Annotated in this window: 20 protein-coding genes; 4 read left to right on the top strand and 16 right to left on the bottom strand. The window is 32.4% G+C overall.

Annotation, left to right across the window (positions count from 1 at the left end; genetic code table 11):
* Window positions 1-201 precede the first annotated feature (201 nt).
* Window positions 202-795 carry a TetR/AcrR family transcriptional regulator gene (locus KHA90_RS01815; RefSeq protein WP_213294320.1) on the bottom strand — a complete coding sequence of 198 codons (594 nt, stop codon included), beginning with the start codon at window positions 793-795 and terminating at the stop codon, window positions 202-204.
* A 346-nt stretch (window positions 796-1,141) separates the two neighbouring features.
* Window positions 1,142-2,071, bottom strand: a complete 930-nt coding sequence (locus KHA90_RS01810; RefSeq protein ID WP_213294317.1) for a ketopantoate reductase family protein — start codon at window positions 2,069-2,071, stop codon at window positions 1,142-1,144.
* A 101-nt stretch (window positions 2,072-2,172) separates the two neighbouring features.
* Between KHA90_RS01810 and KHA90_RS01805 the strand changes: the two genes are divergently transcribed.
* On the top strand, window positions 2,173-3,003 hold the full coding sequence (locus KHA90_RS01805; protein WP_213294315.1) for an AraC family transcriptional regulator: 831 nt from the start codon (window positions 2,173-2,175) through the stop codon (window positions 3,001-3,003).
* 172 nt (window positions 3,004-3,175) lie between these two features.
* Here the strand turns inward: KHA90_RS01805 and KHA90_RS01800 are convergent, their stop codons facing one another.
* Entirely contained in the window at window positions 3,176-3,628 is a 453-nt protein-coding gene (locus KHA90_RS01800; protein ID WP_213294312.1) for a GNAT family N-acetyltransferase, read from the bottom strand.
* Between the two features lie 184 nt (window positions 3,629-3,812).
* On the opposite strand from KHA90_RS01800, the gene KHA90_RS01795 reads away from it, so the two are divergent.
* Window positions 3,813-4,253 (top strand): cupin domain-containing protein, encoded by a 441-nt coding sequence (locus KHA90_RS01795; RefSeq protein WP_213294302.1) that lies wholly within the window; start codon window positions 3,813-3,815, stop codon window positions 4,251-4,253.
* Window positions 4,254-4,312: 59 nt separating this feature from the next.
* Here the strand turns inward: KHA90_RS01795 and KHA90_RS01790 are convergent, their stop codons facing one another.
* The 6 genes from KHA90_RS01790 to KHA90_RS01765 all read right to left on the bottom strand — a co-directional run bounded on the left by KHA90_RS01790 (window position 4,313) and on the right by KHA90_RS01765 (window position 12,268).
* Window positions 4,313-7,417, bottom strand: a complete 3,105-nt coding sequence (locus KHA90_RS01790; protein ID WP_213294299.1) for an efflux RND transporter permease subunit — start codon at window positions 7,415-7,417, stop codon at window positions 4,313-4,315.
* Between the two features lie 31 nt (window positions 7,418-7,448).
* Window positions 7,449-8,537, bottom strand: a complete 1,089-nt coding sequence (locus KHA90_RS01785) for an efflux RND transporter periplasmic adaptor subunit (RefSeq protein ID WP_213294296.1) — start codon at window positions 8,535-8,537, stop codon at window positions 7,449-7,451.
* A gap of 43 nt (window positions 8,538-8,580) precedes the next feature.
* The gene (locus KHA90_RS01780; RefSeq protein ID WP_213294294.1) at window positions 8,581-9,867 is read right to left on the bottom strand and encodes a TolC family protein; all 1,287 of its coding nucleotides are present in this window, start codon (window positions 9,865-9,867) and stop codon (window positions 8,581-8,583) included.
* A 108-nt stretch (window positions 9,868-9,975) separates the two neighbouring features.
* Window positions 9,976-11,334 (bottom strand): sensor histidine kinase, encoded by a 1,359-nt coding sequence (locus KHA90_RS01775; protein ID WP_213294291.1) that lies wholly within the window; start codon window positions 11,332-11,334, stop codon window positions 9,976-9,978.
* A gap of 2 nt (window positions 11,335-11,336) precedes the next feature.
* Window positions 11,337-12,008, bottom strand: coding sequence for a response regulator transcription factor (locus KHA90_RS01770; RefSeq protein ID WP_213294289.1), 672 nt, complete (start codon window positions 12,006-12,008; stop codon window positions 11,337-11,339).
* 104 nt (window positions 12,009-12,112) lie between these two features.
* Complete coding sequence (locus tag KHA90_RS01765; RefSeq protein ID WP_213294287.1) at window positions 12,113-12,268, bottom strand: hypothetical protein; 156 nt, start codon at window positions 12,266-12,268, stop codon at window positions 12,113-12,115.
* 418 nt (window positions 12,269-12,686) lie between these two features.
* Between KHA90_RS01765 and KHA90_RS01760 the strand changes: the two genes are divergently transcribed.
* Window positions 12,687-13,235 carry a type 1 glutamine amidotransferase domain-containing protein gene (locus KHA90_RS01760; RefSeq protein ID WP_213294279.1) on the top strand — a complete coding sequence of 183 codons (549 nt, stop codon included), beginning with the start codon at window positions 12,687-12,689 and terminating at the stop codon, window positions 13,233-13,235.
* A 394-nt stretch (window positions 13,236-13,629) separates the two neighbouring features.
* Window positions 13,630-13,863, top strand: a complete 234-nt coding sequence (locus KHA90_RS01755; protein WP_213294277.1) for a hypothetical protein — start codon at window positions 13,630-13,632, stop codon at window positions 13,861-13,863.
* A gap of 55 nt (window positions 13,864-13,918) precedes the next feature.
* On the opposite strand, the gene KHA90_RS01750 is transcribed toward KHA90_RS01755, so the two are convergent.
* The 7 genes from KHA90_RS01750 to KHA90_RS01720 form a co-directional block, all read right to left on the bottom strand.
* Window positions 13,919-15,034, bottom strand: a complete 1,116-nt coding sequence (locus KHA90_RS01750; protein ID WP_213294275.1) for a response regulator — start codon at window positions 15,032-15,034, stop codon at window positions 13,919-13,921.
* Window positions 15,031-15,477, bottom strand: coding sequence for a response regulator (locus tag KHA90_RS01745; RefSeq protein ID WP_213294258.1), 447 nt, complete (start codon window positions 15,475-15,477; stop codon window positions 15,031-15,033). Before KHA90_RS01745 ends, KHA90_RS01750 begins: the two co-directional genes overlap by 4 nt.
* A gap of 2 nt (window positions 15,478-15,479) precedes the next feature.
* Entirely contained in the window at window positions 15,480-18,881 is a 3,402-nt protein-coding gene (locus KHA90_RS01740) for a hypothetical protein (protein ID WP_213294255.1), read from the bottom strand.
* Between the two features lie 439 nt (window positions 18,882-19,320).
* On the bottom strand, window positions 19,321-19,875 hold the full coding sequence (locus tag KHA90_RS01735; protein WP_213294251.1) for an REP-associated tyrosine transposase: 555 nt from the start codon (window positions 19,873-19,875) through the stop codon (window positions 19,321-19,323).
* 566 nt (window positions 19,876-20,441) lie between these two features.
* Window positions 20,442-21,530, bottom strand: a complete 1,089-nt coding sequence (locus KHA90_RS01730) for an efflux RND transporter periplasmic adaptor subunit (RefSeq protein WP_213294248.1) — start codon at window positions 21,528-21,530, stop codon at window positions 20,442-20,444.
* A gap of 106 nt (window positions 21,531-21,636) precedes the next feature.
* Entirely contained in the window at window positions 21,637-24,918 is a 3,282-nt protein-coding gene (locus tag KHA90_RS01725) for an efflux RND transporter permease subunit (RefSeq protein ID WP_213294245.1), read from the bottom strand.
* 10 nt (window positions 24,919-24,928) lie between these two features.
* Window positions 24,929-26,314 carry a TolC family protein gene (locus tag KHA90_RS01720; protein WP_213294242.1) on the bottom strand — a complete coding sequence of 462 codons (1,386 nt, stop codon included), beginning with the start codon at window positions 26,312-26,314 and terminating at the stop codon, window positions 24,929-24,931.
* Between the last annotated feature and the right edge of the window lie 31 nt (window positions 26,315-26,345).

Raw genomic sequence — 26,345 nt, 5'->3', positions numbered from 1 at the left:
GAAATCCATATAATGATGCCTCCCAATTGTATTTCATAATCGGTATTAAATTATTTATCACTGTTAAGTAAAAAGAGAAAAAAAAGCTCAGTATTACTTAATTAAATTTTCTAACGGTGTTAAGTGAAGTAGTAAAAAAATAGTTTTGCTAAATTACTCTATTAAATCATTTATCACTGTTAAGTTAAGATAAAATTTTTTTTATTGAATTGATTTTATAATGCCGCCAATCGCATCTTTTAAGATCTGATTGTTGATAGTTTCCATTATTTCACTTCTGTTAATAATATTAATGGCTATTAAACCATGAATTACCGAAAAGAAAGTAAAATACTTTTGTTTGATTACTTCGTCACTAGGATTACTGTTTTTCATTATCTCAGCAATTACCGAAGTGAATAATTTATAAGGTCTTTCCTGAGCTGAACATTGTTGAGAACAACAGTTCATTTGAACTCCAAACATTACCTGATACATTTCGGTATCTGTAAATGCAAAATCCCAATATGCCATCCACATGGCTTCTAATTGTTCTTCCGGTTTTGGAAACTTAGCTTTTGCTTTTTCAAGTTCTTTTGCCAGTTTAATGAAACCTTTACCGGTTAATTCCTGTAAAATCGCATCTTTATTAGAAAAGTATTCGTAAATTATAGGAGCCGTATATTCAATTTTGTCAGCAATCTTTCTCATACTCAGACCTTGCCATCCTTCTTCTTTGACGATAGCATAAGCAGCATCAAGAATGTTAGTTCTTGTTTCTTCTTTTTGTCTTAAAATTCGATCTTTACTTGCCATTTTGATTGAGTATTAAATTGTTTAACACCGTTAGGCAAATGTATGGCGGTTTTTCTGATTATGAAATAATATTGTCATAATATTTTCTTATTGTTGTATAGACAAGTATTAAAAACGATGAAAGCCCTTAAAAATAAGGACTTTTTAATCTCCTTTTTTAAGGAAGCAGTTCGTTTTTCTTGTTTTAATACCATATTTTCCGCTGGACTTAAGTCCAGCTCTACAAAATAAGCTGAGCTGATGACTCTTTTTTAAATCATTTTAAATGATTATTCGCCTAGATTTTAAAATTCCGGAGGAATGATTCATATTGTAGGGCTGGACTTTAGTCCAGTTTAAAATGAGATTAAGAAACATTATAAGACGTTTTTATTTTTTCATTTACATCATTATAATAAGGAGTTCCAATTCCGTATTTTTTAGCATTTTCAATCACGTAATCTACTAAGAAACGTTTCTCGGTTTGATTATTGTTTTCAAAATCCAATTGCAATGATGATTTCGATTCAAACGGAAATTTAGTCAATAAATCTTTAGAAGTTTCGATGTCTTCTTTTGTAAGCATGATATTATTTTTACTGGCAAGCGATTGAATTTCGATCATCATATTGTCCAGAATGTGCATTAGATTTTCATCTTCTAAAAGTTGACCAAACGTAACTTTATAGGCAGAAGTGATTCCTGCAACGGGAGCAACAAATAAATACTTCTTCCATAATATCTCATTGATATTGGGAACATAGGTAATGTCTAAACCTCCAGATACTAGTAAATCAATTAATTGTTTATTCTCTTTTCCTCCAACGAAAATTTTTCCAGGTCCGCCAATATGCTGAACATGTCCCGGTTGCTTTACGTTTGAAGCGACATAAATACAACCTTCCATAATCTGACCAGCTTCGGGTAAAGTCTCACGAATTATTTCATTGGCATTGACCACATTTTGCAAAGTGATTATGATTGTTTGAGGACTTATACAATCTTTGTAAGTTGATAATATATCTTTTATGGAATAAGATTTAGAAGTAAGGATCAAAACATCCAGAATTCCTATTTCTGTTGGATTATCAGATACTACATCTGGAAATATAGTTTCTTTAATTCCTTTCGATTCGAATTGTAAACCTTTGTTTTGTATGGCATTTTTGGTTTCGCCTCTGCAAATAAATATAATTTTGGTAGCACTGTTTTTATATTTTTTGGCCAGGGGAGCACCTACAAATCCACCGATGCCTCCAATGCCAAGAATTCCTATTTTTATTGTATTTGAGTTCATATCGTAGTATTTAGGTTTTAAAATTATCAATGCAAAGTAAATAGGTTTGCCATGATTGATTGATGTAAAAATATCGGTTATATTTGTAAAAATTAAGGATTATGAAAGACACGTTTTTTATATACAAAGATTTCGAAATTTATTCTGTCGAAGAACTCACCTGGAAGAAGGAAGTACACCGACATAATTTTTTCGAGCTATTATATATAGAGTACGGAACAGGAAATCATATCTTAAATTCGATTCCACATCTTTATAAACAGCATGATATTTATTTGCTTACACCAAAGGATTATCATTCCTTTAAAACATTGGAGCCTACGAAATTTCATTGTCTGCGTTTCCTGCCTAATTTTTTTTCAAATAAAAAAGAAATTGAAGAGATAGAGAAGTTGTTTTATTATCACAATCAAACGAATGGAAATTTAATTTTCCTTGAAGATGACAAAGCCTTTTGTGAAATGGTTATTTTAAAAATATTGAATGAAGTAGCAAAACCAAAAGGACAAAACGAAATCATCATCAAAAGTTTGATGATGTCATTAATTCAAATAATCCGAAGAAACGCCACTGTAGACGAAAGCAATTTAAATTTCCAAACCAATGAAGTTTTAAAAATTGATACTATTTTAAGTTATATCCGCTCGAATATTGCCAACCCGCATTTATTGAAGAAAAAAGAAATGGCGAATCATTTTAATGTTTCGATCCATTATATCGGGGAGTATTTTAAAACCCATCTCAATATTACTTTAAGAGATTACATCGAGCAGACAAAACTGAAAGTTGTCACAGAAAAATTGAGCAAAAGCAATCTGACTTTCTCAGAAATCAGTAATGACTTGGGGTTTATCGATAGCAGTCATTTTAATAAATTCATCATGCGTAGTACTGGAATCTCTCCATCAGAATTTAAAAAATCATTGAGTTAAGAGGAAATCTATAAAATTGCTTAACAATTTAATTAGTAAAGTAATTAGAAAATCCGTTTTTATCAGCGTTTTCGCTTTAGCGAATCAGGAAAATCAGCGTTTAATTTTGACGCGGATAAAACAGATTTACTTTGTAAAAACGCGGATAAAAACGGATTGATTTGGAATCATTTTATTTTATAAAATCCATTTCAACGTGTTCAATTCCGGCATCCAGGAAATAATTATCCGTTTGTCTGAAACCGTTTTTAATATAGAATTGTGTTGCATTTACCTGAGCATAAAGATAAATTTTCTCTTCTTCTTTTAAATCTTCTAATATTTTTAGTAGAATTGCTTCACCAATTCGCTGTCCTCTGAAAATATTTAAAACAGCAATTCGTTCAATTTTTGCTCCTTTTTCCATTTTTCTATATCGCGCTGCTCCGGCTGGTACACCATTTACAGTTGCCAGATAATGTACTGCATCTTGATCATCCATCGATTCGCGTTCCGGCGATACATTCTGTTCTTCTACAAATACTTTTTTTCTAATCAAGAATGCGGTTTCTATTAATTTTTGATCTTCAACTTTTTCTACTACAATTGTATTTTCTGTATAAGTCTGAGTTTTATTATTGCTCATTTGTTTTAGTGTTTGATTAAATTCGTTTAGAATAAAATATTTTTTTACAAAGATATGTAGTTAACTACATATATTCAAAATGAAATTTATAATTTAAGTTTTATTTTTAATCAACACTGGACTTTAAAGGATTATTATAATTTAAATAAGAATTATATTTTTTTGTATTATTACAAAAAAAAGAATGAAAACATCCGCTGTCAAAATTGTAATTGTTACGTTAATGATGCAACAATCTATACAATCTCAGGAAACAAAAAAAGAAACTGTTTCTGCCGAAAATAAATACACTATTGAAAATTGTGTCAATCATTTTGAATTACAAAAAGCTACAAAAACAAAAGTAGGGTACCAATATTGGTTTGCTGATAAAGACTTCACTCAGGAAAACACTCTTAAAATGAGTATTGTAGAACCTGGGAAATCAACCCATGCGCCACATCATCATATAGAAGAAGAACTTTTTTATATACTGGAAGGAAAGGCACAATTTTACCTTGACGGAAAAACCGTAATCGCCGGACCCAATACCAGTTTTTATTGTCCATCAAATGTAGAACACGGCATTAGTAATGTGGGGGATACAAATTTGAAGTATTTAGTTATTAAGAAGGATTTGAAATAAAAAAACACCTCTAAACATAACGTCTAGAGGTGCTTTCAAATTTAATTTATAGTAGGATATTATAAATCTGTGTTACTGGTATCTTTTTTACGATAAACCAGATAAAAAACTTGTGGTAATACCGTTAAGGATAAAAACATACAGGTTATCAATCCGCCAACGATCATAATGGCTAATGGTTTTTGAACCTCAGAACCCATTCCGGTTGACAATGCTGCGGGCAATAATCCCAGAGATCCCATAAGAGCAATCATCACAATAGGACGAATTCTGCTGTAGATTCCGTTTGAGATAGCATCTTTGAGATGCATTCCAGCTCGCATATTTTCCCGAATCATACCTATGAGGACAATACTGTCAATCGCGCTGACTCCAAACAGAATAATAAATCCAATTCCTGCCGAGATCCCGAATACGGTTCCTGTTACCCAAAGCGATAAGAATCCACCAATAAAGGCGTAAGGCATCGCGCTCACAGCAACTAATGTATCTTTGAAATTACCAAAATTGAAATACAACAAACATAAAATCAGAATCAAAACAACCGGAACAATCATTGCTAATTGTTTAGAAGCTCTTTCTTTACTTTCAAATTCTCCTGCCCATTTCATTATATTTTCTTTAGGTAGTTTTACTTCTGCAGCTACTTTTTTCTGAGCTTCGTCGATTGTGCTTCCTAAATCTCGTCCTTCGATACTAAATCCTACAGCAATATATCGACTGTTTCCTTCACGATAGATAAAAGTGGGTCCTGTTTTGTATTCTACAGTTGCAATCTCTTTTAATGGAACTTTTTTACCATTCATTGTTGGAATAAGAATATCTTCGATTTTTTCTTTCGAATCACGGTATTCTTTTTCAAAACGTAAAGTGATATCAAATACCTTTTCGTCATCATAGAACTTGGTTGCGGCCTGACCTCCAATTGTCATTCGGATAACGGCTTGTGCATCGGCAGTTGTAACTGCATAACGTGCCATTTTTTCATCGTCAAGCTGAATTCTTAATTCCGGTAAACCAATGTTTTTATAGACATTGATGTCTTCAATTCCTTTTACATCTTTTATGGATTTGGCTACTTTTTTAGCCATTTCTTCCAATTGAAAAAGGTCATTCCCGAAAATCTTAATTACCAAAGGACTTTTTACTCCGGCAACATATTCTTCAACATTATCCTGAATTGGCTGGCTAAAACCAAATCCGATTCCGGGATAAACATCGAGTTCTTTTTTGATTTTGGCAATCAGTTCTTCTTTACTTATATCGCGTTTCCATTCGTCCTGATGTTTTAATTCGATATGCAATTCGATATTAAAAAATCCGGTTGGATCTGTTCCGTCATTTGGTCTTCCGGTTTGGGTAAGAACAAATTTTACTTCTTCGAATTTCCTTATTTTACCTTTCATTTCTTTGGTAAGCCTTACCGCTTCATCCAGGTTGATACTGTTAGGCAAGGTTGCTCTTACATAAATTGCTCCTTCATTTAGTTTCGGAATAAATTCTGAACCATAAAACGCAAACTTGGCACAACAAACTGCAAGTAAAGCAAGGAATGCATATATTGTCGCTTTACGATGTCTGGTACTCCATTGAAAAAGCTTGAAAAGGTTTTCTCTAAAGAAACGCGAAATCATATTTTCTTTCTCGACAATATTTTTCGTCAACATTACTTTACACATTGCAGGAACATAAGTAAGCGATAAAATCAGAGATCCTAAAAGTGCATAACTTAATGTAAAGGCTAGGGGAGAGAACATTTTTCCTTCCACTTTAGTGAAAGAGAAAATTGGCATTAATGCAACAATCAAAATAATCAGGGCAAAGAAAATATAAGTAGCCACACTACCAACACTTTTCTTGATAAGCCCCATTTTGCTCATGCTATTAAAGCGTTCCATTCCCACTTTATGGGCTTTCTTTTCAAGGGATACAAAAACCTGTTCCACGATAACCAAAGTTCCTTCAAGTAATAATCCGAAATCAAGCGCTCCCATCGAAATCAAATTCACAGGCAATCCCTGGATTCTCAACATTATAATGGCAAACAAAAACGAAAGCGGAATTACTGAAGCCACAATCAATGATGTTCTCCAGTTATAAAGGAAAATAAACACAATTAACGATACCAATAAAATCCCTTCAACAAGGTTTTTGGTAACCGTTTTTACGGTTGTATCTACCAATTTGGTACGGTCGATAAAGGGAACAATTTTTACATTATCCGGAAGCACTCTTTCATTAAGTTCGGTCAGACGATCTTTAAGTCTCTTAATCACTTCGCCCGGATTTTCGCCACGAAGCATCACTACAATACCTTCTACAACATCATCGTCACCATCTAAACCTACTTGTCCTAATCTTGGTTTGGCAGATATTGAAACTTCGGCAACGTGTTTTACTAATATGGGTGATGAACCTTTGGTTTCGATTAGAATATTACCAATATCTTCGACTTTATTAATCAAACCAACACCTCTTACTACATACGCCTGATCGCCACGCTGAATAACATCCCCACCAACATTGACATTACTTTTCGAAACTGCTTCGTAAACATCTAAGGCAGATAAATTGTAATTCTCCAATTGTGTTGGATTGATCTTGATTTCGAAGTTCTTTTCTTCTCCACCAAAACTCACTACATCGGCAACACCAGGAACCGAAATTAATTCTCTTTCGATTACCCAATCCTGAATGGCTTTGATTTCCTTAATAGGTAAATCACTTTTGATTATATATCTGAAAATTTCGCCTGTTGCTCCGGATGGCGGTTCAATTTCTACATCGGCACCTTCGGGAAGATCTAATCCGTTAAGGCGATTTGAGGCATATTGCTGGGCATAGAAATCCTCGACATCGTCATCCAATAATACGGTTACAACCGATAATCCGAAAAGCGAAATAGAACGTACTTCGACTTTTTTCGGGATTGTGTTCATTTGTTTTGAAATAGGAAGTGTGATAAATTTCTCTACTTCTTCGGCACTTCTTCCCGGCCATTGTGTAATAATTCTTGCCCTTGTATTGGTTACATCGGGAAAAGCTTCGATGGGGGTATGAATATAGCTCACTATACCCGCGACTAGTAATACGGCTGTCAGGAAAAAAACAATTAGGGAGTTTTTTAGCGAGAAAGCCACCAGACCTTGTACAAATTTTTTCATGTCTTGTATGGTGTTTATCCGTTACAGATAATTAATTTTTTAATCGTTCGTGAATCAAAAGCTGATTTTTGGTAATCACCATTTCGCCTTCATTAACTCCTTTATCAAAATAAATCCAGTTGTTGTTTTTTATAATCGGATTAACTTCTCTGGTTTCAATCGTGCAATCATCTTTATAAATTAAGATATGATCGCGATTGTTATCAAAAATGACTGCTTTTGCCGGAACAGCAACTAATATTTCGCCGCCTTTGCTTTTATCGATTACGATATCTGCCGTCATTCCCGGTTTAAGTTTTAAGTTTTTGTTTTCCATCACGATTCTGGCTTTCAAAACATGTTCATCGGCATCAAAAACTTTTGCAAGCGATGTGATTTTTCCTTTAAAAACTTCACCCGGATACGCTGGTGTTGTAACATCAACCAACATATTCTCGGTTACGTTTTTTAAGTTACTCGTGTAAACATTGACCAAAACCCAAATTTCTTTTAAGTCCGAAATGGTGAAAAGAGGTTCACTTCCTTCGGTAATCTGCATTCCCGGACTAATGTTTTTGGCTACGATATAACCTTCTGTTGGTGCTTTTATCTGAAAAACCGATCTTTCGCTGCTCGCGCTAAACATGGCAAGATTGGCACGTACATTCTCAAGAGAAGATTTCAAAACATCGAGTTCACTTTGTGCCTGCATTAAATCTTTTTGAGACGAAATTCCATCTTCAAACATTGATTTAGTCGATTGTAAATTACGTTGTGCAACCGCTATTTGCGATTGAAACGATTTACTTTCAGATTGCATGCTGTTCAGTTCTGTACTTTTAATTTCTGCCAGAACTTGTCCTTTTTTTACATAATCACCTAACGAGAAAGTAGTTTTAGTAATAATCCCTTCAACAAGACTATTAAACTGAACTACGTGATCAGCATTATAAGTAATATTTCCGGTAAGATTGATAGATTCTGTAACCGCACGTTTTTGTACCGGTTCAATTGTTATTTTTTCTTTTAAGTCTTTATCGATACAAAATTTTTCTTCTTTTTTTTCTTTGATTTCTTCTTTTTTGCCACATCCGTAAACAAGCATTAACCCAAGAATTGGGAGTAAAATATATTTTTTCATTATTTTTATTTTTAGATATTATTGCAGTTTCTTTTTTCGGGAATTAATTAATTTCCTCACCAGAGATATAGCGCAGTTCTTCCAGGTTTTTATTCAGGTCTTTTTTAGAATTCAGCAGGATTGATTTGTTGTCTAAATAAGCGTCAACAAAATCCAGGTATTCTAACATACTTGTGTTTCGCTGCAGGAAGTTTTTGCGGTAGCTTTCCAGAAGTTTATCTAAATCTGCTTCATAATTTGCATCAATACTTTCATACAATTTTTTAGTCACAAGTAAATCTTCATAAGCTTGTAAAACTTCTGCTTGTATAGTTATTGTTTTTTCATCGGTCAGTAATTTACCCTGGTCGATAGCTATTTTTGCAGCTTTTATATTTCCTTGATTTCTACTAAAAAAAGGAAGATCCAGAGAAAAACCGATCCCAACAAAATCGTTCATCAAACTGGCGCCACGGTCATAGCTAACCCCAAGAGTAACGTCAGGCGTTCGCATTGCCTTTTCGTATTTATACTTATTATCGTTGTAATCATTGCCAAGTTTAATGACTTTCATATCAGGTCTGTTCTCTACAGCCGAAGCCATCAGATTACCTAAATTAAGATTTTCGATATTTTTATTATTGGGAACAAAACCTTCACCGGTAAGTTTGATAAAGCTTGTTGCAGGAAGATTCATCAGGACTTTTAATTCCTTTTGTAATGAATTATTTTCTTTTCGTAAATCAGCAATTTCTTTTAAGAATTGAAGCTCAGATGCTTTTAGTCTGATATATTCGCCTTTGCCAATATTTCCTTGTGCAACTTGATTACCGTAACCTTTTAGCATGATCTGCATTGACGAAAGCTGTTTTTTGTAGATTGCTTCCTGCTCCTGAGTATATTGCAGCTCGGTCAGATTACCGCGAAACTCAATTTTCAGGTTACGTAAAAAAGTTTTAAAATATTCCCTTGCAATATCAACGCTCACTTTTTCCATGGCGATCATCTTTTTTCGTTTTCCGGCAGTCTGAATCAATTGTTCCAGTTCTGCGGTAACTTGAGAAGTCTTTCCGAAATTTCCCCATAAAGGAGGCAATTCCTGAGCGGTGGCATTGTTCCAAAGATTGATCTCGCCAATGGTAAGCGTAGGATTGGGCCATAATTTTGCCTGAATAACCTGCGCATCGGCAATGTCGATGTTTAGTTTTTCAGAAATAAGAGAAATATTCTTATCCAGAAACAAAGCCTCAGCCTGAGTTCTGGAAAGAACAATTGTATCGTTTATTGCAGCAGATTGTGCCACACTTTTATGCGATACAATAACGAGAAGGGTTAAGATTATACGTTTCAAATTAAGTTGTTTTAATATGTTGCAAAGCTAAAGCCGACATATTAAGCAGTAATTTGAGGTATGTTATAAAGCGGTTAGAGCAACATTAGAAAACGATTAGAAAACATATTAAAGCGGCGGAAATAATAACGTTACCGTTGTGCCTTCGCCCTTTTTTGAAGTAATATTAAAATCGATATTATTTTGTTTAAAAATAATATTGGCAAGCGAAAGTCCAACGCCGCTTCCTTTTATATCATTGACATTTTTGCCGCGGTAAAAGGTTTGTTTGATAAATTTTAAATCTTCTTCGCTAATTCCGGTTCCGTGATCTTCGATAACAATTTTAAGCTGATTGTCCTGTTGCAACAGACTTATTTTGATAGGATTTCCGTTCGAATATTTCACGGCATTTTCTATAATATTGTATAAGGCGATTTTAATTTCGTTACTGTTTCCTTTTATCGAAAGCAGTTTATCATTGACAATTTCGAGCGCAATTTGTATTTGCGCGTCCTTTAATTGGTGAACATTTGGCAATTGATCGTTAATATCCCAAACCAGTTCATCAACTCTGAAAATTTCGTTGAGTTCTGTATTATCGCGCAATCCCGAAAGCATCATCAAAGTATTCATTGTATCTTCGATCTGATAGACATTTTCTAATACTTTTTCAGACATTTCTTTGTATTCAGCACTTGATCTGTCTTTTTGCGCGAATACTTCAAGGTTTCCTGATATGGCGGTTAAAGGCGTTTTGAATTCATGCGAAACGTAATTGATAAAATTCTTCTGGATAATAAAAGTATCCGAAAGCCGCTTGAACAAATTATTATACGTTTCAATCAATTCCTGAATATCATCTTTTGTATTTGGAGAGGTAATATGACGATCCAGCGACGAAGCTTCGATTTCATTCACCTGATTGATAATATTTTTTATCGGACTATATGCCAAATTCGAAAGCAAACGGCTCACAATATATATGATGATCAATCCGCTAATTAAAACCAGAATCATAATGATCAATAAACGATTCGTAATAGTTTTGAATTCCTGATCATTTTTCTTGACAAAAACCACAAAATCTCCCTGATTGTCGTGATAAAAACTTCCGAAATAAAAATGATGATTCGATTTAAAATTCAGCTTTCTGTTTTTCCTTATGTAATCAAGTTTTTCACGATTTATATTTTCATCAGCCGTTTTGTCGCCATAAACAATCTGATTTTTAGCGTTGTAAACACGCGTAATAATTTCAAGCGAATTTTCCCTGAATTGCTGACCAATAATTAAATGCTGATTCTCCGGCAATTCATCTTTTTCAAGATAGAAAATCCCAGTCAGCAAACACGTTTTTTGAAGTTCGTTGTAAATGATTTTTTCCGAATAACTATAAAACGAAAAATACGTAATAACCGAAGCAATGACAAAGACAATGCTAAAAGTAAACGACGATATTAAGGTAAACCTGTTGCGTATTTTCATAACTATTCCTTCAGCATATATCCCGTTCCTTTTATGGTATGGATAAATTTATGGTTTTGCTCAATTTTGTTTCTCAAATACGAAATATAAACATCGACAACATTCGTATTATTGTCATAATTAATGCCCCAAACTGCGTTTAAAATCTGCGTTCTTGACATTACTTTATTTCGGTTTTCTAATAAAAATAATAGCAATTTATATTCTCTTGGCGATAAATCGATCAAAGCATCATTTTCTGTAACCTTATGTTCTTCAGGATTTATGGTTAAACTTCCTAATGTGTATAAGGTTTCTTCATTGTCATAATTAAATTTAGTTCTTCGGGTCAAGGCATTTACTCTCGAAATCAATTCCTTAAAATGAAACGGTTTAACCAAATAATCATCGGCACCGGAATCCAGCGCATTTACTTTATCATCAGTATCGCTAAGAGCGCTTAACATTAAAATAGGCGTATGAATTTTCTTGAAACGCATTAATTTCGTAAGCTGAATCCCATCAATTCCCGGAAGCATAATATCCATCAGGATAATATCCCAAGTATCATTTTGCACAAGATCCCGGGCAATTTCGCCGGTTTCAGCCAGATGCACCGTAAAGTTATTTTCTTCTAAACCTTTTATAATAAATTCGCTAATGCGTTTATCATCCTCAATGAGTAGAACATTCATACTTTAAAATCTAATATTATAATAGTTGTTTTTTGCATTTGCTAGAAAGTGATAATAACTTAAAGCGAAATTACCTGATGAATCGTTTTTATAAAGTATTTATTTTATAAATTATATTTCTTTATTAAATAAGTATAAAGCAATTCAGCATCTGTATATAGATTTTTATCCAGCTGAACTTGGCTATCTAAAATCTCTTGTTCTCTATTAGACAATTCATAAGGTTTGACTTTATATATTGTGATGTTTATCTCTTGCATGATATTAATTTAGAAAAGCGAATTATCAAAAATAACATTTAATTCTCGCAATCGCTGTTAAAATTGAATCTTGTAGGAAAAGAAGATGTTTAGGAATTTAATTATTGGGATTTTTAGAAGCTATTCCGGCAGTTGGTGTCATCAGATGGATTTTATTTTTTCAAACAAAAAGACTCGCTTTTCTTTTTATTTCTTAATAACTAATTTATAGAACATTCTTTTAGTTTTCATCCTATAAAATAGTAAACTAAATTGACATGAATTTTATATAATTTCAATTTTATTTTTAATAAAATGTTGATATATAATTAATTAACTTTTATTAAAGAAAGGTTTAACATCGTCTGTTTTACCTCGTTGTCTGAAATTACTAATTTTAATAAAAATCAATATTAATAACGTTTTAATACTTAAAATTATGAAAAAGAATATAGCCATATTAGCCACAGACGGTTTCGAAGAATTAGAATTATCCTCGCCTAAAGCCTATCTTGAAGAGCAAGGTTGGAATGCAGATATTATCAGTTTGAAATCAGGAACTATTAAAGCTTGGAAAGACGGTAATTGGAGCAAGGAATATAATGTTGATGTAGTATTAGATCAGGCAAATGAAGCAGATTACGACGCTTTGGTTCTTCCGGGAGGAGTGATAAATCCTGATTTATTGAGAAGAGAAGAGGTTGCAGTAAATTTTGTACGTTCCTTTTTTGAAAGTAAAAAACCAGTAGCGGCTATTTGTCATGGTCCTCAGATTCTGGTAGATGCAGATGTTCTAAAAGGTCGAAAAGTAACTTCGTTCTTCTCGGTTAAAAACGATTTAAAAAATGCCGGAGCACAATGGGAAGACTCAGAAGTAGTCGTAGACAATGGATTAGTAACCAGCCGAAACCCGAATGATTTGCCCGCTTTTAATAAAAAAATGGTGGAAGAAATTAAAGAAGGAAAACACGAGCGCCAAACTGTGTAAAAAGATATTTTAATTTAGATTTATCAAGTTGCAAAAAATGCAAGATCAATTTTGGTCTTGCATTTTTTTTTAGTTGAATTTAATTTTTAATTAGGAGCTATTTCCCGCTGTACGTTCCAATCTTTTGTGCCGAACCCCGGCACAAAAGGATTTCCGCTTCCATCGGGGCTAGGGGAGTTGGTTTCATAATAAATTTATTTAATTGAAAGAAAAATATTATATTTTGTAGTGTGTTTTTACTATATTTGCTTTTCCTAAAATTACGGACATGAAGTATAACTATTTTAAAACTTATCTTGCATTATGTGAGCGGTATCGGAAACGACCGTAAATGCCCTTATTGGCATTAAAATCACTAAAATACAGGATTACAAATTCTTTAATTTTAGAGATTATGAGTACAAAAACTCTTTCAACAGAAGCCGAAACTAGGCTTATGAATTTTTTCAACAACACAATCGACCCAAAAGGTATGGCAAAAGCAATCAGGCAAGTAAATTATGTTCTTGCTTTAGGAGCTTTAAGGCAACATGAAACCCTTCAAAACGAAATCGACAATTTGCAAAACAGCTTTTATTGGCTCAATGAATTAGCTGAGGTTTTGAATCCTTATTTGAGTAAGGAGTAAGGTTTATAAAATGGAAAAACCTCGATTTTTTAAAGGATCGAGGTTCTCGGTACTTTTAAGTAATTAGATCTATTTTTAATTTTTTAAAAGCATCTTCTAGTAGATACTTTATTGATAGAAGGTTTTCTTTGTCAAGTGTACATACCATATTTGAAAATTGTTTCTTGTAATCATCATTTACCTTATTTATGGTAAGTAAAATTTCATCTTCAGTAAAATTGCTTTCTCTTAACGTTTTTTCAGATATTTCTAAATTTTTTAATTTTAGTATTGAAGAATCAATCTTAGTTTTTTTTAAATCTCTTGATATTAACCAGCCATTTGCATTTGCTGCTTTCCAACAATCAATTGATATTAAATCTTCAATAGTGGTTTGAAAAGTAATACCTTTTGATTTAATTGATTTAAGTAAAACGGAATATTTATAACTGTTCTTTAAAATGGAAAAGGTCTTTTTTTCAGCAGAATTTGGCTCAATTTGGCTAATCAAATTATCAATTGCTATCTTTCCAGCTTCATCATCATCAAAGATTCCAACTGCTTTTAAATATTTTTCCTCTTTTGTTTTTATGGTTAATGACTTTGCCCAAATAAAAAGTTGCCTTTGTACCCATGAGGCACCTCCACCATAATTTATCGTTTCTAAATAAACTTTATCTATTTCGTTTTCAAAAAAATGTTTTAAACATGATTCGATAATATTCTTATCTGTTGGACCCTCTAAAAAAATTGTTTCAATTTTATTTGCTTTGACACGTGATTTAACTAAACTAATATGAAATATTAGATCCCTTAAATTATTTTTCCAGATTTCGGAACTAGGTTCAAAGTGCCAAATTTTCCAAATACCTTCAAAGTTATTCTTTAGCTCTTCAAATTGTGTAAGACCAACGATATACATAGGAACATTTACTTTGCTTTTATTTCTATACAATTGTTTAATAAGTACTTGACCGCCATTGTCATTTGGCTGGTCATCATATTTTAGAGGCATTTGTAAATCAGTAATCAATAAGTGATATTCCTTATTTTGTAGATTTTCAATAGCTTCTTGTACACATGAAGCTTGATTTATAGATAAAGTCTCGTCGAAAACTTCTTTAATTGTTCGTATTATAGATGAAATTTTATTAAAATCATCGTCAACTAGAAGAATACTAATATGATTCATGTTTTTAATTCTGATATTAAAGTAGACATATCTATTTGCCAGTTATCTTCATTAGCATTATAAAAGACTGCTCCAATATAAAAACTATCAAATTGGTTTTTAAAGATTGTATTTATTTCGTCGAAAGTTAAATTTCCTTCTTTGGTTGGAAAGACATCAAACATCGTAAATAAGATTGTTGGCAATAATATTTTCCTGCGGTTCATCTCTCTTAGAATTTTTTCTCCACCGAATTGTTCATAATTTCCTCCTAAATCATTCAAACCTTTCTCCCATAGTGGAATTGTCATATCCAGAATTAATAGATCATAAACTTGATAATTACTTTTTAATTCTAACATCCCACTTTGAAAAGATTCTTTGATTACAATTTTTTGAGATTCTAAAAAACTACTTAGCCTTTCAATTTTTATTTTATCATCTTCTATTATTAAAATTTTCATAATTAAGCGATTGGTTTTTTGTAAGGAAAATAAAGAGTAATTGAAATTGAGTTTTTATTTAACTCGTAATCAAATCTGTGTGTTTTGGCTAATGCTTCGTATAAAAGTATTCTTTTTATTTTATCATAACCACTTTCTCCCTCTTTATTAGATCGTTCTATATTTTCATGGTTATTCCAATTTTCTTTTATTGCCTCTAGTTTAATTCTATTAGCAGAATAATCGAAATTAGGGTTCAGATTATTTGTGAATTTTATTAATACAAATTCATCCTTCTCAATTGATGAATCTATTCGTAATTTAATTTTATTTGTGTCTAATTTTGAATGTTCTATAACATTTTTGAACATAATATTGAAAACAAAAATTAAATTACTATATCCTGCAAAAATATTTTTTACATTTATTTCTGGCTTTAAATTAAAAAGAGGATTTATTCTGTTCGTTAAATTTAAACTAGCATCAATAATTGTTTCAATGTTTAATAACGAGGAAGAACTAGTTGTATTTAAATAGAACCATTCTGATAAATATTGTAATTCGTTTTGTATTTCTGTACTAGATTTAGTGAGATTAGATATTAGTTCGCACTCATTTGGTAAATTAAGATTTCTTAACTCCCCAATAGTATTTTCTATTATTAATTGAAATTTCTTTGGAATTGTTGATGAAAATGCGTGAACAATATCCTCTTGAAGATTTATCAAAGTGTAATTGACAAAATTTGTTAATATCATTTCAATTGTTGATTCGACAGAATCGAAGTACTCTTTAGCCTCATTATAAAAAGAATATAAAAGTTCATCATTTGTGTAGTATTGAAATAATCCTTCAGCCTTATCCGAATTTTTTTCTGTTTGTATCTGAATTAATTTTTCTACAATAAAGGTAGTGTTATCATCTATTTCTTTAGAGAAATTTTTTAAGATAAGTTGAACTGGAATATTTAATTCTGGAGTACTCACTAATTGTGCTCTCCAAATATTATTGTCTTTATATTGATTATTTATTTTTGAAGTTATAAGATTTAATTTTTCAAATACGCTTCTAATATGATTTTTCAAAGCACCATGTCTGATTCTTGTGCTCAGACAGCTATCTAGTCCATATTCTTTACTAAAAAGAAAATTTTCGCGGGATTCTAAATAAATACTTTTAAAAGCTAGGTAGTTAGCACTGTTATATTCTTCAATGTTATCGTTTTTCTCAGTCAATGCTTTTTCCCAGTTTTTGGTATTTGAAGTATTAAAACCAATTAAATTTTGAGTTGAAGATGAAGCTTCAATTTCTTTAAATCTTTGAAATTGATCGCTAAAATTTTTAATTTGAATTTCTTTCAAACTGCTGACGTCAATGTATAATCTTCCTTCATCAACTTCTTTTAAGACTTTTCTTACTGAGTTTATTTTATAAATTTCATTTATTTCTTTTTCATAAATTAATTTATTTGATAAATCTACGGAAATTAATATTTCTAATATTTTTACCCTGTCTTCTTCCACATCACTAATGGAGTTATATTCTGTGGAATATTTTAATGTATCTATTGTAATAACATTACTTAAAAAATATACAACTTTTTCTAAAGTGTATTTTTCAATAAAAGAATAGACATCTATTTCTTCGATACTGAAGATATTAATTGAACACATAAAATCATCATAAGCTTCATATAAGTCATATTCTTTAACAATTAACGAATAAAGAATAGGATATTCTATTGAATCGATAATAAAATCTTTATTTCGTGTTTCTTTAATTTCTTCATATAAATCAATGTAGCTAAGTTTTCTTGTGAGAGTAGTTTTATTGAAAAATATTTCTCCAAATAAATTTAATGCCTCTTTCAATAATCCTAGATTTAGAAATGAATAAAAAAGTAAGCTTACTTTTCTTTCATAATAGTATGGTAAATTATCTAAATCAGATGCTTCTGCTAATATTTCAATAACCTTGTTAAAGTCTTCTTTTTGATAACTTCTAATTGCTTCAAATGTACTTTCTTGTAATTTTGATTTTGAAATAGAATTAAGGAATTTCACATCATTTCCTTGCTTAAAATATTGTACTTTAAAACTATGATTCGAAAAAAGGTCTTTAAAATTTTCGACAATTAAGTTTCTGTTACCTATTAGTGCTAAATTTTTATGCGAATTAAAAGATGATGATAAAAATCCTATAATATGATTTTTTTCAATTTTCCCTTCAATTTCTGCCATTAACCCAGTTATTTGTTTTCCAAAATTTGTATTCATTAAAAACAAAGTAGATTTAAGTAAATCTTTCCAGCTTTTTTCTTTATCATTTTTAAAGGTTAATAAATCGTAAGTATTTTTTAATATTTCATCAATTGTTTTACTTAAGCCTGTTTGAACAAAATCAATTTCTAGGTTTATAAGAGATTTACAATATGTTTTGTAGTATTCATATTCTAGAGGATGTGTCTTTATTCCTATACGTGATATTTCTAATGCTCCTTCAAAATCTCCGGAGTAATATAAGTTTAAGCATTGCAGAATGTCATTGTTGTTTTCAAAAATTAGTAATTCTTTTTTTTCATTAATTACATTGTAAATGTTCCAAATTCTATAATCATTGGGAACATTGTCTTTTAATAAATTTATAAAAGGGAAAAATAATTTATCATTTTCAACCGATGTGGCTAAATTGTAAAGAATAACATCAATAAGTATTAGATATTGATCTATTATTGAAAATATATTTGAAACATAAATTACACTTTCAAGATTTTTATATTTGTAATCATAATTAACAATGTTAAAATTTTTGAATACTAAAAAATCTTTAATCAAACCCTCTGCATTAATTGTATCAATTTCATTTTGAAACTGATTTAGAAATGTTTCAAATGAAAATTTAGATTCAATCCTTTTACTACTTGAATTTATTGTAAATTCATAAATTGGTTTTTTTATTTCCTTTAAATAGTAAGAGAGTTTATTCCAATTCGATTCAGAATTATTAACCCTTTCCTCTATTATTAAATTTGCTTCAATACTCCATAAGCTAATTCCAAATAAATTTTCTATATCTTTTAATATATCACTGGCATTTTCAAAATTATCTAGAATTATACATTCTTCAAATTTGTTTTTTAAAACTATAAAAGAATCTATTTCATTTAAGTAGTTTTCAAGAATATTTGTTATCCATTTGAATTCTTTTTTAAAATTTTCTGTGAATGAATAAGGCTCTTTTAAAAAAATATTTTCTATTGATTTAAAAAAAGGATCTTTATTTAAACTTTTATTAAAAATTGGGTGTGATTTTAATGCCTGTTTGTATTCACCAGCATTGATCAATATTTTTATTTGGTTAATCTGATTAACAACGGTTAATTTTCTATTACCTAAAATTAATCGGATTGTCTTTTTATATTCCATTTTTAGTTGTAATGATTATATTTTGTAATAAGAGTTACAGGATTTCTCCTTTATAGTTTTGGAAATAAATCTAGTAATTACCAAATGTATTTATTTTTTCTTATTAAAACTACCTGATAAATAAGATGTCAAATACTTTAATATAAAAATATGTTGGAAAATTATTTATCTATAGGAATGTACTAGCAAAATGCAGAAAGTAAAAAAAAGTCATTTTTGGAAATTATTTAAAGGTGGTTAATATTTTAAACAAAAAAACAGCCCTCCAAATAAATAAAGAGCTGTTTATAGGCAAATTTTTAAATTTGCAACCCGATCGCGCAGATTTACTTTCAATCGTTAGCGCGGATTTGCAATCCGTGCCCGCAAAGATTGGACGCAATGCAAATCAAAAAATTTCAATTGTCGCTGATCTTTTCTGGAACGCAATAGATTTTTTTCAAAACAGATCTAACAAAACAACATCTAAATCATTTTCTAAGCCTGAATAATTCCTTGCCGAACTAAAATAATAATCTTCAACCGAACTGACAGTTTTATCTTTTACGGGATTTTTATGGATGTAATCAATTTTTTGCTTAATAAATTTATTGCTGTAAATATGTTCTGCATGATAGCCATTTTGCCATACTTTATAAGTCTGGTTCCTTTTTAAATGTTCACATGACTTTTGAAAATATTCCGACATCCATTCTCTTCTGCTTTCAGGTTCATCTATTATAGTTTGTATTATTTTTTTTGATGTAAATTTTTTAAAATCTCTAATAATATCATATAATACAAAACCATTAGTTCCTTTGAAGAGCAAATGAATATGGCTGCTCATTATACAATAGGCATAAATTTCTAAACCTTTATTTTCCTGACAATACTTTAAAGCATTTATTAAGATGTTTTTCTGATTTAGTCTTGTAAATATATCTATCCATCCAACAGCAGTTATAGTTATAAAATATGCTTCCTCAGTTGTTGTTGCTTTGTATTTTGTTGACACGTTCTTTTTTCTTATAAAAATAAAAAGTATAGCGGGAATTTTAATCTTTTATTTATGTTTTGAAGAAATTACTTTGTGGGCACGGATTGCAAATCCGCGCTATCGTTGCGGAGCTAAATCTGCGCGATCGCATGCAAAATCGCCAATCTTTGTCGAGCTACTTGTGAGGATTTCTCCTGCGTCGAAATGACAAAATTGGGGTTACTTTGCGATTCAAGGGATTAAAATCGCTTGTTACAAAATGAATCATTAGTACGGAATTTTATAGAGAGTTCCGGAGGAACGTATTATATTGTAGGGATGGATTTTAATCCATTCTACGCATGCAAAATCGTCAATCTTTGTCGAGCTTCTCACGGAGATTTCTCCCTTTGCTCGAAATGACAAAAGAGAATAAAAACTTTGTGTCTTAGCGCCTTCGTGGCAAGAAAACAAAAAAGGACGATATTATATCAAGTATCGCCCTTTAAGGTAAATTGTAATCTACATTCTAAAATTAGATTTTAAAATGCTGCATTGAAGCGTACAGTTTTTGGTAATCACTAAAAATGAAGACTAAACGCAGGTTATTCGTTTATGATATCGCCTTCTTTAGTTTCTTCGCTGGCAATTTTTACCAGTTTATCTTTGAGGTTTAAATCTCCGAAGATTTCAATTTTATCGTCGATTTCCCTACCTTTTTTCACGGTAACTCTAGTTGCTTTTTTATTAACTACTTTAATCACATACAAACCTTCAGCAGAACTTACCAATGCCGATTTAGGAATTACAAATGTGCTGTCTTTTGCATTAAGCGGTAATAAAACTTCGGCAACCATTCCTGGTAATAAGTTGTTTTTTGTATTGTGAACGTCCATTTCTACACGTTCAGAACGTAATTTTAAATCTAAAGCTCCGGACATTCTTGTAATTGTTGCTTTAAAATTTTCCGGTAACGATTTTACATTAAAACTCATTTCATCGCCGTTGTGTAAATATCCTGTGTACAATTCTGGAACCGAAACCGCCAAACGCAATTTATCTTGTTGCTGAATGGTCAATAAAGGCAAATCAGACCCTTTTCCTGCCGGACCTACAAATGTTCCTAAATTCACGTTTCTTGCCGCGACAACTCCGTCAAAAGGAGCACGGATTTCAAGATATCCTCTCATAATCGACACTTCTTTGTGGGCTGCAACTGCGGCTTGATATTGTGCGTAATCAGAGTTTTTCTTTCCGTTTGCCATTTCTAAATCATTTTTAGAAATAGTTCCTTCGACTTTACTTGTTTCATATAAACGGTTGTACGTGCTTTTTGTAGTGGCATAAATCGCTTCCATTGATTTCAGTCTTGATTCGGCAGCAGCTAGTTGAGAACTGATTTCCGGTGCTTCAAGAACTATTAAAAGTTGCCCTTTTTTTACTTTGGTACCAATATCAACTTTTAGCAATTTTACAAAACTGCTTACTTTTGCGTACAAATCTACTTGTTGAAAACCGGTTAATTCGGCTGGTAAACGCAATTCTGTCGTTAGTTTTTCTTTTTCTAAAGAAATAGTTTCTGTTTTAGGTTCAATTTCTGCAACAGGCGCTTCTTCTTTTTTAGAATTACAACTGCTAAGGAAAAATAGTGCTATAAAAAATAGCGCGGTCGATTGTAGTATTTTATTTTTCATTTTCTGATTTTAATGATAGAATATAATGTCTTGTTTACTAAAGAAGCGAAAGAATAAAAGTGTATCAAAGTATTTTCACCACGTGGGACTTTCAGCTTTATGACTTTCAAACTTTAGACTTATTTAATGATGAGATATAATGGATGCTTTCTTCGTCCTCAGGATCTAAAGAAACAGATTGTGTTGTTGTTTTTTCTTGTGCCCAGGCAAAAATTAACGGCAAGATAAGCAATACTGCAAAAGTGGAGAATAATAATCCACCAATTACGGCTCTACCTAACGGAGAAACCTGATCGCCACCTTCGCCATGACCAATTGCCATTGGCAACATTCCCGCAATCATTGCAACAGATGTCATGATAATAGGACGAAGACGCAACGCCGCAGCTTCACGAGCCGATTCTAATGCATTACCATTCTTTTTACGCAATTGTTCAGCATTTGTAACCAGTAAAACGGCATTCGCGATCGAAACCCCAACCGACATAATGATTCCCATATACGATTGTAAGTTTAACGTAGAACCAGTAATAGTAAGCATTAATAAAGCTCCTAAAACTACTGCTGGAACGGTCGTTAAAATTACCAATGAAACCTTGAATGACTGGAAATTAGCGGCTAACATTAAGAAGATCACAAATATGGCAACCAATAATCCTACTTGTAAACTGCTTAATGTTTCTACCAATACTTTACTCATTCCGATTGGAGTGATGAATAACCCCCTAGGTAATTCTCCCAACGAACTGATGGTTGCATCCACATCTTTTACTGCCGTACCTAAATCAGTCTGGCTAATGTTTGCTGTAACGGTAATGTATGGCATAGCCCCTAAATTGTCATTTTCACCACTTACAAATCCGGGTGTAATTTTAGCAACGTCACTTAAAACAGGACGAAGCGAATTTTTTAATACCGGAATTTCTCCCATATCAGTTTTGCTTTTCATCTTATTCAGTGGTACCTGAACCTGAACATTGTATGATAATCCGGCTCTTTCATCAACCCATATATTTTTCTCTGTATATCTTGATGATGAGGTTGATGCTATAAGTGATCGTGATATATCGTTCATGTCAACGCCTAGTTCAGCTGCACGGGTTCTGTCAATATCAATATTCATGGCCGGATAATGAATTGGCTGACCAATTTGAACGTCTCTGAAATAAGAGAATTTCTTTAATTTCTCTACAATTTGGTTAGCGTATAATTCATTTCGTTTTTTATCTTTTCCGGCAATACGAACTTCGATAGGAGTAGGAGAACCCTGACTCAAAACTTTATCGGTCAATTCGATTGGTTCAAAAGAAAGTTTTACATCCGGAAGTACTTTTTTGATTCGGGCTCTAAAGTCGTCCTTAAAGTTGTCCATATCCGTATGATATTCCTTTAAACTCACCTGAAATACTGCTTCATGCGAACCTGCCATGAACAAGTAAATTGGGTTAATCGAGAATAGCGACGGGTGTTGTCCCACATATACAGACGATATTCCGATATGTTCTTTACCCACCATTTTTTGCAATTCTTTCAATACAATGATTGCTTTTTCTTCGGTACGTTCTAAACGGGTTCCATCAGGAGCGCGCATTCTTAACTGGAACTGACTTGAATTTACTTTCGGGAAAACATCTTTTCCAATGAAATTAAGAAAAGTAATTGCTAAAAGTGTAATTACAACCAGATATATTAATGCAGCTGCTCTTTTGTAAGGAAATAAACGATCTAAAGTTTTCATAAAACGGATTCTGAAACGCTCAAAAGCACCAATTTTCCCGTTATTATCGATATCTTCTTTTTCGACCATCGCTTTTTTCTGAGTAATCAGATCTTTTTCAGATTCAGGTGTTAACCCGCAGTCGTTAAACTCTGCTTCATCATCAGTAATATTAGGACCGTGATCATGTTTAGGATGTGCTTTCATCAACCAGTTTGCCATTACAGGCACAAATGTCTGAGATAATAAAAATGAAATTACCATCGAGAAACCAATTGCCAATGCCAATGGTAAAAACAACGCTCCCGGAATACCAACCATTGTAAATGCCGGCGCAAAAACTGCCAGAATACAAAGTAAAATTAATAATTTAGGCAACGCAATTTCCTGACACGCATCCCAAATGGCGAGCGCCTTAGGTTTTCCCATATCAAGATGCTGGTGAATATTTTCGATAGTTACGGTACTTTCATCCACTAAAATTCCAATTGCCAATGCCAATCCGCTTAATGACATTAAATTGATGGTTTGCCCGAATAATTTAAGGAACAAAACCCCGGATATAATCGAAATTGGGATCGTTAAGATTACAATCAAAGCCGCACGTTTATCGCCAAGGAAAAGTAAAACCATTAATCCGGTTAAAACTGCTCCAATAATTCCTTCTGTAATTAAACTTTTTACGGAGTTAATTACATAAACTGACTGGTCAAATTCATACGATAATTTTACATCTTCAGGAAGTGTACTTTGAATTTTAGGTAATTCTGATTTTAATTTCTGAACTACATCCCATGTCGAAGCATCTCCGGCTTTTGCAATACTAATATAAACCGAACGTTTTCCGTTTACCAAAGCATAACCAGCCGTAATATCTGCACCATCTTTTACAGTTGCCACATCGCCAAGAGTTAAGTTTTGAACGCTTCCTTTAAACAACGGAATTTTCTCGAAATCCTTAACTTCTTTAATGGTATTATTAGTTGGTGTAATATAATTGATATCACCCATTCTCACGTTTCCTGATGGAGCTGTCTGGTTGTTTACACGAATCGCTTCAACGATCTGATCCGGTGTCATATTGTGCGAACGCAATAAATCCGGATCAACGTTAACCTCAATAGTTCTTGGGCTTCCGCCAAAGGGTGCCGGAGATAATAAACCCGGAATCGAAGTAAACGAAGCACGCACATAAACGTTTGCCAAATCCTGTAATTCATTATTTGAGCGTATTTTACTGCTCAAAACCAATTGCCCAATTGGCAATGACGAAGCATCAAAACGAATGATAAACGGCGGTTGCGTTCCCGGAGGAAAAGCGGCCTGTATTCTGTTCGAAAGTGAACTCAATTCGGCAGCCGCCTGAGCCATATTCGTATTTTCATAATAGGTTAATTTCATGATCATTAACCCCTGAATATTTTTGGTTTCTACCGATTTTACACCATTGGCAAACGGTAAAATGTTGACATAAGTCTTAGCAAAATAAGCTTCCATCTGGTCTGGAGTATACCCTCCAAAAGGATGCGCAATATAAATAACCGGCAAGTTCATTTTTGGCAGGATATCTACCTTAATGTCCTTGATGGCACCAATTCCGAAGAAAAATAGACCCGCAACCAATACTAATATGGAGATGGGTTTGCGGAGTGCAAAACGTATTAAATTCATTAGGATCTAATTAAAATTCATTTATAAATAAGTCAAAATTGCCAGTTGCGGCTACTTTAAGCAAAAACGATTGCCATACATTATTGTTGACGATATCTCGGTCGATTTCGGCACGGTTCAGCGTATATAATGTTTGGGTTATATCTGTCAAATCGGTTAAGCCGTTTTTGTATAAAGTCGATTTTTGCAAATACGCTCTTTTTGCTGCATCAACCTGAATTGGCGCTTCGGCAAAATTGTCAATCGTGATTTGTATTTTGTCGTCGGCTAATTTTAATTGCGACTTTAATTCCCTGTCTGCCTGATTGTATTCTTCTTGTAAACCTTGCGAAACATATTTTTGAGCACTTACTTGTTTGCTCATTCTAAACGGAGTAGTCAAATTCCAGCTAATGCCAATTCCAACCAAATAATTAGTACGATCCGGATTTACGCCGTCCCAGTAATTTCTGCTAAACGCACTCTGATCTGTCGCGTACGCCGAATCAAATCCGGAAGCTCTGGTTTGTAAAACACCAAAAGCCGTCATCGTAGGGTAGTAAAAGCGTTTGTACAACTTAACTTGTTGATTGCTGTAATCGATTTTCGTTTTGTAGAATTGTAATAAAGGATGCAAACTGTCTGAAGTTGCAGTTCCTCTTAAAAGTTCTTTCGGGATTTCGTTTACAAATAAAGTATCGGTTACAAAATCCTGAGGGGCAACACCCATCAAATCAACCAATTTGCTGTTTTGTTCCTTGACGAAATTTTTAGCAAGATTCAAAGATATTTTAGCTTTCGAAACTTCGGCTGTAGCCAATGTAGAATCGACTCCTGCCAATAATCCGTTTTTAACTCTTGCAACGGCAGTTTTCTTGAAAACTTCGGCACGGCTTAAATTCTTTTGTTGCGAAATCAATAACCTTTGGCTTGCCAGTAAATTTAAGTAAGCAGCAGAAATTTTAATTTCCTGTTGGAATTCTTCCTGCTTTAAATCCTTCTCTTTTGCCTGAACATCAATTTTAGACAAGTTGATTTTTTCCTTTGTTTTTCCAAAAGTGAAAAAATCCCAGTTCATGTTGACCAAATAAAGTGCACCAAAAGCCGAATTCCAGTTTTGTTGTGGCAATGGTAATCCTGATGAAGCAACTCCTAAACCTCCAAAACCATAAAGAGGTCCGTTTTGTCCGTTTACGGTTCCGTAATCTTGTTGTGCCGATAAGTTAAGATTGGGCAAATAATCACGCTTGGATTGTTTTAGAGTCTCGCGTGACGCATTCGTGTAATTGCTTTTTGCTTTGATCGAACCGTAGTTTTCTAAACCTGTTTTTATAGCTTCTTTTAAAGACAAGGTTTGTGCATAACTACCACAGGCAAAAATCAAGAAAACTAATAAAGTAATTTTTCTGAAGTACATAAAATTAGTGGTATGAAATTATCTAACAAAA

It is taken from the genome of Flavobacterium psychroterrae, assembly GCF_018380615.1.
Lineage (GTDB): Bacteria > Bacteroidota > Bacteroidia > Flavobacteriales > Flavobacteriaceae > Flavobacterium > Flavobacterium psychroterrae.
The sequence above is the reverse complement of the archived record's forward strand: the minus strand, read 5'-3'. Positions and strand labels throughout refer to the sequence as shown.